The following is a 13429-nucleotide window of genomic DNA, read 5'->3' on the forward strand; positions in this document are numbered from 1 at the left end:
ACGCGAAAAAAGTAGCGCTGAGCACAGTCTCGACGCCGCCAGCGCAGACTCGGCACCAGCGGCGTCTGGTAACAACCCCCGACGAACTTACGGGCGACACTCGCTAGCCGCCGCCGAGTTTCTTGTAGAAGCGGCCGACGATGGGCGCGACGATGGCGCGGGGGGCGTACCCGCTGGCCACCGACATGGCCTTGGACGTCAGGCCCGGCACGATGCGCATCTTGTTGCTTTCCAATGCATCCAGCGAGGCCTGGGCTGTGTGCTCGGTGGAGATCCACAGGAAGTCGGGAACCAGTCTTTCCACCAGCGAGGCCTCGGCGTCGTCGGGCAGATCGGTGCGCACCGGGCCCGGCGCCAACAGGGTCACATGTACACCGGAGCCGCGCAGCTCCCCGCGCAACGATTCGCTGAAGGTGTTCGCGAACGCCTTGGTGGCCGCGTACGTCGCGTTGTAGGGAATCGGCGAGTTGCCCGCCGCCGAGCCGGAGACCAAGATGCCGCCGGCCCTGCGCGCCACCATGCCGGGAAGCACGGCCAGCGTGAGGTCGTGCACGGCCACCGCATTCAGCTGGACCTGGGCCTTTTCGCCGGCCGGGTCGAGGTCCTTGACCGGACCGAAGGTCGCGGTCCCGGCGTTGGCGCACAGGATGGAGATCGGACGCGCGGCGAGCTCTTCGCACAGCTTCGCCCGGTCCGCGGGATCGGCCAGATCGGCCGCCCGCACCTCGACGGCGACCCGGTACCTGTCGGACAGGCGCGCGGCCAGTTCGTCGAGCAGTTCCTCGCGCCGAGCGGTGATGATCAGGCTGTGTCCGCGGGCCGCGAGTTCGGTGGCCAGCGCCGCACCGATGTTCTGCGAGGATCCGGTGACGACCGCGCGCGCGTCGGGACTGGGGGCGGGTACCGGCATGCGCCAATGGTAGCCAGGCAGCGCGGCGAAGCCTGGCGCGGCGGGTCGACTGCCCATGCACTATTGCCCATGCACTATTGCCCATGCACTATAAAGTCGCCGACATGAATCGAGCGGGGTCGCGTTCGGGCGGGCCGCTGTGGTCTCGGGTGGCGGCATGGGCGCTATGGGACTGCGGCGCCCTCGGCATGAACGCCGTCGTCGCCACTTTTGTCTTCTCGGTCTATTTGACCGGCAGCGTCGGCGCGGGGTTGTCCGGTGGTACGTCGCCGGCGAGTTGGCTGGGCCGAGCGCTGGCCGTCTCGGGGTTGACCATCGCGGCGTTGGCGCCACTCGTCGGCGTCTGGGTGGAAGCCCCGCATCGCCGGAGGCTGACATTGACGGTCCTGAGCGGTCTCGCGGTGACGTCGACCAGCGCGATGTTCCTGATTCGCGACGACCCCAGCTATCTCTGGGCGGGGTTGGTGCTGCTGTCGGCGACGGCTGCGTGCGGAGATCTGGCCGGCGTTCCGTACAACGCGATGCTGCGGCAGATATCGACGCCGCAGACCGTGGGGCGCATCTCCGGTCTGGGTGCGGCCGCAGGCTTCAGCGGCAGCGTGGTACTGCTGCTCCTGGTCTATACCGGCTTCATTTCCGGCTCCGGCCCGGTGCGCGGGCTGCTGCGCATGCCGGTCCATGACGGGCTCTATGTGCGGGCGGCGATGCTGCTGACCGCGGCCTGGTTCGCGGTGCTGGCACTGCCGTTGCTGTTCGTCGCTCACCAGCTGCCCGACTCTGGTGAGGTGGCCTCGCATCCGACGAGCATGCTGGGCGGTTATCGCAAGCTCTGGGCGGAGGTGAGCGCCGAATGGCGCCGCGACCGCAACCTGGTCTATTTCCTGGGGGCCAGCGCGTTGTTCCGGGACGGGTTGGCGGCGGTGTTCGGCTTCGGTGCCGTGCTCGGCGTCAACGTCTACGGGCTCTCGCAGGCGGGCGTGCTGGTGTTCGGCATGGCGGCCAGCGTGGTGGCCGCGGTGGGCGCGGTGACCGGCGGGTTCGTCGACCACCGGATCGGATCCAAGCCGGTCATCCTGGGGTCACTGACGGCGATCATCGTCGTGGCGCTCGCCCTGATGGCGTCGTCCGGTGCGCACGCCTTCTGGGTGTGCGGGTTGTTGCTCGCCCTGTTCGTCGGTCCGTCGCTGTCATCGTCACGTGCGCTGCTACTGCACCTGTCCAAGCACGGCGGCGAGGGCGTCGCGTTCGGCCTGTACACGATGACCGGCCGGGCGGCGTCGTTCCTGGCGCCCTGGCTGTTCTCGATTTTCGTCGACGCCTTCGGAGCCGTCCGTGCCGGTCTCGGGGGCATCGCCCTGGTGCTGATCGCGGGCTTGCTCGGGATGCTGGCGGTGCGTGTCCCGCTGGGCAACCCCGTCCTTGCCGAACAGGTTTAGTGTCGCTCAGCCCCTGGCATCGCAGATTGTCAGGCCCATGCCGACGCGTCGGCTGACCTGAACCCCGTCGACGGTGACCGTGCAAGTGACGTCGTGGCCGAAGTTCACGATCGTGACGTTCGCCGGACGGACCGGTGACGTGGCCAGACTTACCTGCTTGCTCCACGGCAGCGCGACGTTGAACTCGGTTTGGATGAGGCCGCCGGCGGCGACGTACATGACGCTGAGGGCGCGGCCCTCGCCGGTGACGTTGTAGCCGACGTCCTGCATGGCGGCCGGGGGGCCCGTCGTTTGGGAGGGGGTTTCCGGCTCGAGCGGCGGCGGCACCGGTGCGGGGCGGGGTGACCGGGGGGTGCGCGTCGGCGGCGCCGTGGTCGGCGTCGGGACCCACGTGCTCGGCTCGGGCATGGGGGGCAGCGGCGGCACGGCGGTCTGGGTCCGGATCGCGCCGTTGACCAGCACCAGCGCGACCACCAGACCCACGACCAGCAGCACCGCCGTCCCGGCGGCGACCCACAGCCAGCGCGGCGTCTTCGGGCCTCCCGGCGGCGGGGGACCCATCCCTTCGGGGGGCGCCTCGCCCGGCGGGAGCTGGCCGTGTTGCTGCCAGTAGACCGGCACCTGTGCGGCCGCGCCGGCCCCGTCGAGTTCGGGGGCCCATGGGGCATAGGGCATGCCGTAGGTCGGCGCGAACGGCGCCTCGTCGGCGTAGGCCGGGTCGACGGGAGGAGGGTACCAGCGACCCCGCGGATCGGTGGGCTCAGACCCCGATAGAGGGGGGCTGAACAGTTCGGGTCGACGTGGATCGCTCATGTCCACCTCATGGCTTGCAGGGTACCTGGGCCGAACCCATGACCGGTCGCTCACCGTCGGGCACCCGATTCAGGGGCACCGATTTCCCGCTGTGAGCGCGGCGACGGTCATGGCGCGCATGACGGCGCGCGATCTCGCCGCGCGCCCTGGTTTGTTGCGCGAGTTGTCGGGAGACTTCATGGCGTGCGGCGTCGAGTTCAGCAGTCCGAACACCGCGTGGGCCGCCAGCCGGGCATCGGCTTCGGCCAGCTCGGGGTTGAGTTCGCGCAACACGCCGACCCAGACCTCCACATACTGGCGCTGCGCTTTTCGGACCTGCTTTGCGGCCGCTTCGGGCAGGTGCGCGAGGTCACGGTCTTGGATGCGGATCAGGTCGGGTTCCTCGAATGCGAAGTCGAGGTGAAAGTCGATGAGCCCGTCGAGGGCCGCGGCCGCGTCGGCGTTGCGGGCCCGCACCGCCCGGGCTCCGGCCAGTAGTCGGGCGCTGATGCCCACCAGCAGTTCGACCAGCATCGACTCCTTGTTGGGGAAGTGCCGGTAAATTGCCGGCCCGCTGACACCGGCGGCGGCGCCGATGTCGTCGAGCCGGACCGCCAGGAAGCCGCGTTCGGCGAACAGCCGTTCGGCGGCCGCCAAGAGTTGCAGGCGCCGGTCGGACTTCAACTGGCTGCGGCGATTCGGCGGCTCGGGATGGCCCGTCTGGCTTTCCGGAGCGGACGCCGTCACGACGGACCTCCCGTGCACAACTCGACCATCCGGTTAATCGTCACTAACGTAGCACGAGCCGGTGACGATCAAGATCGCCGAGCGTCTGGGTTGGTATCCAAACCGGCCGGAGGTCTAATCCTCGTTGGGCTGCAAGCCCCCCGGTGCATACGGGCCGTTCACCAACGCCGGGCACGGTTGGTACCCGACGACGAACCGCCCCGTGTCGGGGCAATACTGCGGGGTCAAGCACGGCTGCGTGGCCGTGCATGGACCGGGGCCAGAGATCCATGGTGCGGTGGTGTCCCCCGTCTGAGACGTTCGAGTGGGCACGGCGGGGCTCAGCGGAGCGGGTGCCACGTGAACGCCCAGCGCGACAACCAGCGCGGGGATCAGCGCGGGGATCATGGAACGATGCTACGCCGGAATCGCCAGGTCGGGGACGATGACGAACGGTCGACAAGTTCCCGATGACCGTGACCGGCAAGGTCCACAGGCGCCAGATCCGCGGGCGGGTGATCGATTACCTTCACGGCCGCCACCGACCGGCCCCGCCGCAGCCTGGACGGACGGTGGAGGTGGTGGTATTCTGCCGTCAGTTAATCGTAATTAACTGAATCTTCGCAACCCCCGACGGCGAGGAGACTCTGCGCTCATGGACAAAGTGGTGGCTACCGCTGCGGAGGCGGTCGTCGACATCGCGGAGGGGTCGTCGCTGGCCGTCGGCGGATTCGGGGTCTGTGGCATTCCCGACGCGCTGATCGCCGCGCTGGTCGACAGCGGGGTCACCGACCTCGAGACCGTGTCGAACAACTGCGGCGTCGATGGCGTCGGACTGGGTCTACTCTTGCAGCACAAGAGGATTCGGCGGACAACCGCCTCCTATGTGGGCGAGAACAAGGAGTTCGCCCGCCAGTTCCTCTGCGGCGAACTCGAGGTGGAGCTCAACCCCCAGGGCACGCTGGCCGAGCGGCTGCGCGCCGGTGGGATGGGAATCCCTGCGTTCTACACACCGGCTGGGGTCGGCACCCAGATCGCCGCGGGGGGGCTGCCCTGGCGCTACGACGCCTCGGGCCAGGTGGCGGTGATGTCGCCGCCCAAGGAGACCCGCGAATTCGACGGTGTCATCTATGTTCTCGAGCGGGCCATCCGCACCGACTTCGCACTGGTGCACGCCTGGAAGGGGGATCGGCACGGCAACCTGGTGTACCGCGAATCGGCCGCCAACTTCAACGCCGACTGCGCCGTGGCCGGGCGGATCACCATCGCCCAGGTCGAACATCTCGTCGAGCCGGGAGAGATCGATCCCGCGGCGGTGCACACCCCGGGCGTCTTCGTGCAGCGGGTCGTGCACGTGCCCGATCCCGTCAAGCTGATCGAGAAAGAGACGGTGCGCTCATGAGCGCACCGGCGACCAGGCGAAGCGAAGCGATGAGGTGGCGGTACCGCCCGCTTGAGGGGGAGAGCGGCGTCAGATGAGCTGGAGCAGGGACGGCATGGCTGCCCGCGTGGCGGCGGAATTCGAAGACGGCCAGTACGTCAACCTCGGCATCGGAATGCCCACATTGATCCCCAACCACGTGCCCGAGGGGGTGCACGTGGTCCTGCATTCGGAGAACGGCATCCTCGGCGTGGGCCCCTACCCGACACGCGAGCAACTCGACCCCGACCTGATCAACGCGGGCAAGGAGACGGTCACCACGCTGCCCGGCGCGGCGTTCTTCAGCTCGTCGACTTCGTTCGGCATCATCCGCGGCGGACACCTCGACGTCGCGGTGCTGGGGGCCATGCAGGTCTCGGCCACCGGCGACCTGGCCAACTGGACGATTCCGGGCAAGATGGTCAAGGGCATGGGCGGGGCCATGGACCTCGTGCACGGAGCCCGCACGGTGATCGTGATGATGGAGCACGCTGCCAAGGACGGCAGCCCGAAGATCCTGGAGCGCTGCACGCTGCCGCTGACCGGTGTCGGCTGCGTCAACCGCATCGTCACCGAGCTCGCGGTCATCGACGTCCGCGAGGACGGCCTGCACCTGGTCGAGACCGCCCCCGATGTGTCGGTCGACCAAGTCATCGCCAGGACCCAACCGCCCCTTGTGCTTCCAGCGCACCTGGTGATTCCAGCGCGGTGACCGCCCCGATGACCGCACCCTCGTTCGCCGACGAGCACCGCCGGCTCGTCGCGGAGCTGAATGCCAAGCTGGCGGCGGCGGCCCTCGGTGGCAACGACCGTGCCCGGGAACGCCACGTCAGCCGCGGCAAGCTGTTGCCCCGCGACCGCGTCGACCGCCTGCTCGATCCGGGCACCCCGTTCCTGGAGCTGACCCCGCTGGCGGCCCACGGGATGTACGGCGACGAGTCCCCGGGGGCGGGGATCATCACCGGGATCGGGCGGGTGTCGGGGCGCGAATGCGTGATCGTCGCCAACGACGCGACGGTCAAGGGCGGCACGTACTACCCGATGACGGTCAAGAAGCACCTGCGCGCGCAGGAAGTCGCGCTGCACAACCGGCTGCCGTGCATCTACCTGGTCGACTCGGGAGGGGCGTTCCTGCCGCGCCAGGACGAGGTGTTCCCCGACCGCGAGCATTTCGGCCGGATCTTCTACAACCAGGCCACCATGAGCGCCAAGGGCATTCCCCAGGTGGCCGCGGTGCTGGGTTCCTGCACCGCGGGCGGCGCCTACGTGCCGGCGATGAGCGACGAGGCCGTCATCGTCCGCGAGCAGGGCACGATTTTTCTCGGCGGACCGCCGCTGGTGAAGGCCGCCACCGGCGAGATCGTCACGGCCGAGGAACTCGGCGGGGGCGACCTGCACTCGCGGGTCTCCGGTGTCACCGATCACCTCGCCGACGACGACGAGCACGCGCTGCGAATCGTCCGCGACATCGCGGCCACGTTCGGCCCGCGCGAGCCGGCCCAGTGGGAGGTCCGTGCGCCGGTCGAGCCCGAACACGCACAGACCGAGCTCTACGACGTCGTGCCGCCCGACCCGCGGGTGCCCTACGACGTCCACGAGGTCATCGTCCGGCTGGTCGACGGCAGCCACTACAGCGAGTTCAAGGCCAATTACGGCAAGACCCTGGTGACCGCCTTCGCGCGCATCCACGGCCACCCGATAGGGATCGTCGCCAACAACGGCGTGCTGTTCGGCGAATCCGCTTTGAAGGGAGCGCATTTCATCGAGCTCTGCGACAAGCGCAACATCCCGCTGTTGTTCCTGCAGAACATTGCCGGGTTCATGGTCGGGCGCGACTACGAGGCCGGCGGGATCGCCAAGCACGGCGCCAAGATGGTCACCGCCGTGGCCTGTGCCCGGGTGCCCAAGCTGACCGTCGTGATCGGCGGATCCTACGGCGCGGGCAACTATTCGATGTGCGGCCGGGCGTATTCGCCCCGCTTCCTGTGGATGTGGCCCAACGCGCGCATCTCGGTGATGGGCGGAGAGCAGGCCGCCTCGGTGCTGGCGACCGTGCGCGGGGAACAACTCGCCGCGTCGGGCACGCCGTGGTCGGCCGACGAGGAGGAGGCGTTCAAGGCGCCCATCCGCGAGCAGTACGAGGGCCAGGGCAACCCGTACTACTCCACGGCCCGGCTTTGGGATGACGGCATCATCGACCCGGCGGATACCAGACTGGTTGTGGGGCTTGCCCTTTCGTTGTGCGTGCACGCACCGCTGGAATCCGTCTCCTACGGCGTCTTCCGGATGTGATGGGAATGTTCGACACCGTGCTGGTGGCCAACCGCGGCGAGATCGCCGTGCGGGTGATCCGGACCCTGCGCCGGCTGGGCATCCGCTCGGTCGCCGTCTACAGCGACCCCGACGCTGCGGCGCGCCACGTGCGCGAGGCCGATACCGCCGTGCGGCTCGGACCAGCGCCCGCGCGCGAGAGCTACCTCGACATCGCCAGGGTGCTCGACGCGGCGGCACGCAGCGGAGCGCAGGCGATCCACCCCGGTTACGGGTTCCTCTCCGAGAACGCAGCTTTCGCCGCCGCCTGCGACCGCGCCGGGGTGGTTTTCCTGGGGCCGCCGGCCCGGGCGATCGAGGTGATGGGCGACAAGATCACCGCGAAGAACACCGTCGCCGCCTTCGCCGTGCCGGTGATCCCCGGTGTGGCCAGGCCCGGGCTGGGTGACGCTGAGCTCGTCGCGGCCGCCGAGGAGATCGGCTACCCGGTGCTGATCAAACCGTCCGCGGGCGGCGGCGGCAAGGGCATGCGGCTGGTCGACGACGCGACCCGGCTGCGCGACGCACTGGTGAGCGCACGCCGGGAGGCCGCCTCCTCGTTCGGCGACGACACGCTGTTCTTGGAGCGCTTCGTGCTGCGGCCCCGCCACATCGAGGTCCAGGTGCTCGCCGACACCCACGGCAACGTCGTCCACCTCGGTGAGCGGGAGTGCAGCCTGCAGCGACGCCACCAGAAGGTCATCGAGGAGGCGCCCTCGCCACTGCTCGACCCGCGGACGCGGGCCCGCATCGGGACGGCGGCCTGCGACACCGCCCGCAGCGTCGACTACGTCGGCGCGGGAACCGTCGAATTCATCCTCTCGGCCGAACGCCCCGACGAGTTCTTCTTCATGGAGATGAACACCCGTCTGCAAGTGGAGCATCCGGTGACCGAGGCGGTGACCGGTCTTGACCTCGTGGAGTGGCAGCTGCGGGTGGCCGCCGGTGAGAAGCTGGCGTTCGCCCAGGACGACATCGAGCTGAGCGGCCACGCGATCGAGGCCCGCGTCTACGCCGAGGACCCGGCCCGGGGTTTCCTGCCGATCGGTGGCCGGGTGCTGCAGGTGTTCGAACCCTCCGGCACCGGTGTGCGGGTGGACTCCTCGCTGCTGGCGGGCACCGTGGTCGGCAGCGACTACGACCCGATGCTGAGCAAGGTGATCGCCCACGGGGCGGACCGCGACGCGGCGCTGGCGGCGCTCGACCGCGCGTTGGCGCGGACCGCTGTTTTGGGTGTGCAGACCAACGTCGAGTTCCTGCGGTTCCTCTTGGCCGACGAGCGGGTGCGGGCCGGCGACCTGGACACCGCGCTGCTCGACGAGCGGGCGGCCCAGTTCGCGCCGTTGCCCGCCCCCGACGATGTGCTCGCCGCCGGGGGCCTCTACCGCCAGCGCAGCCTGGCCGACAGAGCATCCGGTGACCTCTGGGCGGCGCCGACCGGATGGCGCGTGGGCGGGAACCCGGCACCGGTCCGCACCGAGATGCAGACCGCGCTGCGCACCGAGACGGTGTCGGTGTGGGGGCTGCCGGACGCCGCCTCGGTCCGGGTGGGCAAGGGCGAGAGCTGTTTTGCGAAAATAGAACTCAACGGTGCACGGATGTTCGTGACGCTGGATGGGGTGCGCCGGGAGTACCGGTGGGCCGAGTCCGGCCGGCACCTGTGGATCGCCGACGAGCGCGGCACCTGGCAGCTGCGCGAGGCGCAGGAGCGCAGGATTCACCGCGCGGCCACCGCGCGGCAGGCCGAGGTTCTCAGCCCGATGCCGGGCAGCGTGATCGCCGTCCAGATCGACTCCGGCGCCGAGGTTGCCGAGGGCGACGTGGTGGTGGTCGTCGAGGCGATGAAGATGGAACATTCTCTTCCCGCACCGGTTTCGGGCCGGGTCGAGATGCTGGTGTCCGTCGGCGACCAGGTCAAAGTCGATCAGGTGCTGGCGCGGATCAAGGATCGGGAATCATGATGCTATCCAAGGAGTACGAAGACCTTCGCGCGACAGTGGCCGATTTCGCGCGGACCGTGGTCGCGCCCGTGTCGGCCAAACACGATGAGGAGCACAGCTTCCCGTACGAGATCGTCGCCAAGATGGGCGAGATGGGGTTGTTCGGCCTGCCGTTCCCCGAGGAGTACGGCGGCATGGGCGGCGACTACTTCGCCCTGTCGCTGGCGCTCGAGGAACTCGGTAAGGTCGACCAGTCTGTGGCGATCACGCTCGAGGGTGGGGTCAGCCTCGGCGCGATGCCGATCTACCGGTTCGGGTCCGAGGAGCAGAAGCAGCGGTGGCTGCCGGAACTGACGGCCGGGCGGGCGCTGGCCGGCTTCGGCCTGACCGAGCCGGGGGCGGGTTCGGACGCGGGCGCCACCCGCACCACAGCCCGGCTGGACGGCGGGGAGTGGGTCATCAACGGCAATAAGCAGTTCATCACCAACTCGGGCACCGACATCACCTCGCTGGTCACCGTCACCGCGGTCACCGGGGTCGGCGCGAGCGGGAAAAAGGAAATTTCCACGATTGTCGTGCCCAGCGGTACACCGGGATTCACCGTCGAGCCGGTCTACAACAAGGTGGGCTGGAATGCGTCGGACACCCACCCGCTGACCTTCGCCGACGCCCGGGTCCCGCAGGAGAATCTGCTGGGCGCCCGCGGGACCGGCTACGCGAACTTCCTGTCCATCCTCGACGAGGGGCGCATCGCGATCGCCGCCCTGGCCACCGGCGCGGCGCAGGGCTGCGTCGACGAGAGCGTCAAGTACGCCAAGGAGCGCCAGTCGTTCGGCCAGCCGATCGGCTCCTATCAGGCGATCAGCTTCAAGATCGCGCGGATGGAGGCGCGTGCCCACGTCGCGCGTACGGCGTATTACGATGCGGCCGCGAAGATGTTGGCCGGCAAGCCCTTCAAGAAGGAGGCGGCGATCGCCAAGATGATCGCGTCCGAGGCGGCGATGGACAACGCCCGCGACGCCACCCAGATCCACGGCGGGTACGGCTTCATGAACGAGTATCCGGTGGCGCGGCACTACCGCGACAGCAAGATCCTCGAGATCGGGGAGGGCACCACCGAGGTGCAACTGATGCTCATCTCGCGATCGCTGGGCCTGTCGTGAGCGGGCCGGGGAAGTCGATCGTCCAGCGCGGCTTATGGTTCGAGGAGTTCGAGATCGGTACCACCTATCTGCACCGGCCCGGCCGCACGGTGACCGAGGCCGACAACGTCCTGTTCACCACGCTGACGATGAACACCCAGTCGCTGCACCTGGACGCCGCGTGGGCGGCCGAGCAGCCGGGTTTCCGGGGTGAGCGGCTGGTGAACTCCATGTTCACGCTCTCGACGCTTGTCGGTCTCTCGGTGTCGCAGCTGACGCTGGGCACGATCGTCGCCAACCTCGGCTTCTCCGAGGTGTCCTTCCCCAAACCCGTCTTCCACGGCGACACGCTCTATGCCGAAACCGTGTGCACCGCCAAGCGGGAATCCAAAAGCCGCCCCGGGGAGGGCATCGTCACCCTCGAGCACACCGGACGCAATCAGCACGGCGACGTCGTCGCGCGCGCGGTGCGCACCACGCTCGTACAGAAGCGGCCCGCTGCGGAGGGAAATTGATGAACCTGCGCGCCGCCGGCCCGGCATGGCTGTTCTGCCCGGCCGACCGCCCCGAGCGATTCACGAAGGCCGCCGCCGCCGCCGACGTGGTGATCCTCGACCTCGAAGACGGCGTCGCCCAAGGCGATAAGGCGGCCGCCCGCAAGGCATTGCGCGACAACCCGCTGGACCCCGCGCGCACCGTGGTCCGCATCAACGCGGTTGGCACCGACGAGCACGCCCTGGACCTCGACGCCCTGGCCGATACCGCGTACGGCACGGTGATGCTGTCCAAGACCGAATCGGCGGCGCAGGTTACTGCGTTGGCGCCCCGCGACGTCGTCGCGCTGATCGAGACGCCGTGCGGCGCAGTATTCGCCGCCGAGATCGCCGCGGCCGACGGCACCGTCGCGATGATGTGGGGCGCAGAGGATCTGGTGGCCGCCCTCGGCGGCAGTTCGAGCCGGCGGGCCGACGGCGGGTACCGCGACTTCGCGCGGCATGTCCGGTCGACGACGCTGCTCGCGGCGTCGGCGTTCGACCGGATCGCGCTGGACGCCGTGCATCTGAACATCGGCGACCTCGACGGCCTGCGGGCGGAGGCCGACGACGCCGTCGCCGTCGGTTTCGGCGGGACCGTCTGCATCCACCCGACCCAGGTTGCGGTGGTGCGCGAGGCCTACCGTCCCAGCGAGGACAAGGTGGACTGGGCGCGAAGGGTTCTGGCGGCGGCGAAGAGCGAGCGCGGGGTGTTCGCTTTCGAAGGGCAGATGGTCGACTCGCCGGTGCTCAAGCACGCGCAGATGCTGCTGCGGCGGGCGGGGGAGCCCACGGGCTGACGGGCGCGATCAGCTTTCGTCCTCCGCATTCTCGTCGGCTTCGTCTTCCTTTCTGCGCAAAAGTTTTTCGGGGTGCCAGTAGGTGTTTTTTCGGGGTTGGCCGCGGTCGAGGTGTGGGGGTGGGATCCATTCGGTGTCGCCGTTGGTGTTTTTGCGGGTGGTCCAGCCGCGGGGTTGCAGGAGGCGGTGGTGGGGGCCGCAGGCGAAGGTGAGGTCGTCGATGTCGGTGCATCGACAGGTGGCCCAGTCGGTGACGTGGTGGACTTCGCTGTAGTAGCCGCCCACGGTGCAGCCGGGGGCTGAGCAGCCGCGGTCTTTGGCGTAGAGCACGATTCTTTGCGCGGGGGAGGCCAGGCGTTTGGTGTGGTAGAGGGCCAGGGTTTTGCCTTTGTCGAAGATCGCCAGGTAGTGATGGGCGTGGCGGGCCAGGCGGATGACATCGCTCATGGGCAAGATGGTGCCCCCGCCGGTCAGGGCGCATCCGGCGGCGGCTTCCAGTTCGGCCAGGGTGGTGGTGGCGATGATGGCGGCCGGAAGCCCGTTGTGTTGGCCCAGCTTCCCGGAGGCCAGGATCGCGCGGAGTGCGGCGAGCAGGCCGTCGTGCTGGCGTTGGGCGGGCCCGCGGGCATCTTTGTCGATGGCGTCCTGGGTGGGGGTGCCGTCGATGCAGGGGTGCTCGTCGAGGGGGTTGCACATGCCCGGGGCGGCGAGTTTGGCCCACAGGGCTTCGAGGGTGGCGCGCAGTTCGGGGGTGATCCAGCCGCTCAGGTGTGACATTTTGTCGGGGCCCTGGGCGCCCAGGATCAGCCCGCGCCGCCGGGCCCGGTCCTCGTCGGTGTAGTTGCCGTCGGGGTTGAGGGCGTTGTCGAGTTGCTCGGCGAGCCCGCTGAGTTGTTCGGGGCGGATTCGGGTGCCGTGGCGGGCCAGGTCGGCTTCGGCGCGTTCGCGGGTGGGTTGGTCGACCCAGCCGGGCAGCTGGCGGCAGAAGCGGCGGATCACCGCGACGTGCTCGGGTCCGAGCGTGCCCTGGCGCTGACGCAACGCGGTCTCGGCCAACACCGGGGGCAGGGGTTGGCCGGTCAGCCCGTGTCGCTCGCCTAGGTCGGCGGCCTCGCGGACCCGGCGGGCGGCCTGGGGGCGCGAGATCGAGGTGGCCTCGGCGATGGCGTGGGAGAGCTTGCCGCCCAACTCCTCCGCGCTGGCCTGATGGGCCAGGGTGTTGATCACCGCATGCTCGAGGGCGGGCAGGCGCCGGCGCACCTTTTCCACCCGCCCCAGCCAGGCCAGCAACTCCGGGGTGCTCAACGCCTCGCAGTCGAACCTCAGCAGCGTGTCCAGGTCGGCATCCAGCGCGTCGAACGCCGCACCCAGCTCCTCCCGGTCAACACTCACACCGTCAAACTATGCGCACCCACCGACA

12 protein-coding genes are annotated in these 13429 nt (G+C 69.2%); 8 read left to right on the top strand and 4 right to left on the bottom strand.

Features of this window, described 5'->3' with window-relative positions:
* Nucleotides 1-103: 103 nt before the first annotated feature.
* Nucleotides 104-910, bottom strand: coding sequence for a mycolate reductase (gene cmrA / locus ACOJVU_RS10280; RefSeq protein ID WP_421529683.1), 807 nt, complete (start codon nt 908-910; stop codon nt 104-106).
* A gap of 104 nt (nt 911-1014) precedes the next feature.
* On the opposite strand from cmrA, the gene ACOJVU_RS10285 reads away from it, so the two are divergent.
* On the top strand, nt 1015-2346 hold the full coding sequence (locus ACOJVU_RS10285; RefSeq protein ID WP_421529693.1) for an MFS transporter: 1332 nt from the start codon (nt 1015-1017) through the stop codon (nt 2344-2346).
* A 6-nt stretch (nt 2347-2352) separates the two neighbouring features.
* Here ACOJVU_RS10285 and ACOJVU_RS10290 read toward each other — a convergent pair whose 3' ends face one another.
* Nucleotides 2353-3165, bottom strand: a complete 813-nt coding sequence (locus tag ACOJVU_RS10290; RefSeq protein WP_421529684.1) for an MmpS family transport accessory protein — start codon at nt 3163-3165, stop codon at nt 2353-2355.
* Between the two features lie 63 nt (nt 3166-3228).
* Nucleotides 3229-3885, bottom strand: a complete 657-nt coding sequence (locus ACOJVU_RS10295; RefSeq protein WP_421529685.1) for a TetR/AcrR family transcriptional regulator — start codon at nt 3883-3885, stop codon at nt 3229-3231.
* A gap of 634 nt (nt 3886-4519) precedes the next feature.
* Here ACOJVU_RS10295 and ACOJVU_RS10300 point away from each other — a divergent pair.
* From ACOJVU_RS10300 to ACOJVU_RS10330, 7 genes are all read left to right on the top strand, one after another.
* Nucleotides 4520-5266 carry a CoA transferase subunit A gene (locus ACOJVU_RS10300; protein ID WP_421529686.1) on the top strand — a complete coding sequence of 249 codons (747 nt, stop codon included), beginning with the start codon at nt 4520-4522 and terminating at the stop codon, nt 5264-5266.
* A 73-nt stretch (nt 5267-5339) separates the two neighbouring features.
* A complete protein-coding gene (locus ACOJVU_RS10305; RefSeq protein WP_421529687.1) occupies nt 5340-5996 on the top strand; it encodes a CoA transferase subunit B in 657 nt (218 codons plus the stop codon).
* An 8-nt stretch (nt 5997-6004) separates the two neighbouring features.
* Entirely contained in the window at nt 6005-7576 is a 1572-nt protein-coding gene (locus tag ACOJVU_RS10310; RefSeq protein ID WP_421529688.1) for a carboxyl transferase domain-containing protein, read from the top strand.
* A 5-nt stretch (nt 7577-7581) separates the two neighbouring features.
* On the top strand, nt 7582-9555 hold the full coding sequence (locus ACOJVU_RS10315) for a biotin carboxylase N-terminal domain-containing protein (protein WP_421529689.1): 1974 nt from the start codon (nt 7582-7584) through the stop codon (nt 9553-9555).
* Complete coding sequence (locus ACOJVU_RS10320; RefSeq protein WP_421529690.1) at nt 9552-10697, top strand: acyl-CoA dehydrogenase family protein; 1146 nt, start codon at nt 9552-9554, stop codon at nt 10695-10697. The genes ACOJVU_RS10315 and ACOJVU_RS10320 overlap by 4 nt, the downstream gene beginning before the upstream one ends.
* Nucleotides 10694-11191 carry a MaoC family dehydratase gene (locus tag ACOJVU_RS10325; RefSeq protein ID WP_369737833.1) on the top strand — a complete coding sequence of 166 codons (498 nt, stop codon included), beginning with the start codon at nt 10694-10696 and terminating at the stop codon, nt 11189-11191. The genes ACOJVU_RS10320 and ACOJVU_RS10325 overlap by 4 nt, the downstream gene beginning before the upstream one ends.
* Nucleotides 11191-12009 (top strand): HpcH/HpaI aldolase/citrate lyase family protein, encoded by an 819-nt coding sequence (locus ACOJVU_RS10330; RefSeq protein WP_421529691.1) that lies wholly within the window; start codon nt 11191-11193, stop codon nt 12007-12009. The genes ACOJVU_RS10325 and ACOJVU_RS10330 overlap by 1 nt, the downstream gene beginning before the upstream one ends.
* A gap of 9 nt (nt 12010-12018) precedes the next feature.
* Here ACOJVU_RS10330 and ACOJVU_RS10335 read toward each other — a convergent pair whose 3' ends face one another.
* Nucleotides 12019-13401 (bottom strand): HNH endonuclease signature motif containing protein, encoded by a 1383-nt coding sequence (locus ACOJVU_RS10335; RefSeq protein ID WP_421529692.1) that lies wholly within the window; start codon nt 13399-13401, stop codon nt 12019-12021.
* Nucleotides 13402-13429: the final 28 nt, after the last annotated feature.

Origin of the sequence: Mycobacterium sp. THU-M104, from assembly GCF_049197365.1 — a bacterium.
Lineage (GTDB): Bacteria > Actinomycetota > Actinomycetes > Mycobacteriales > Mycobacteriaceae > Mycobacterium.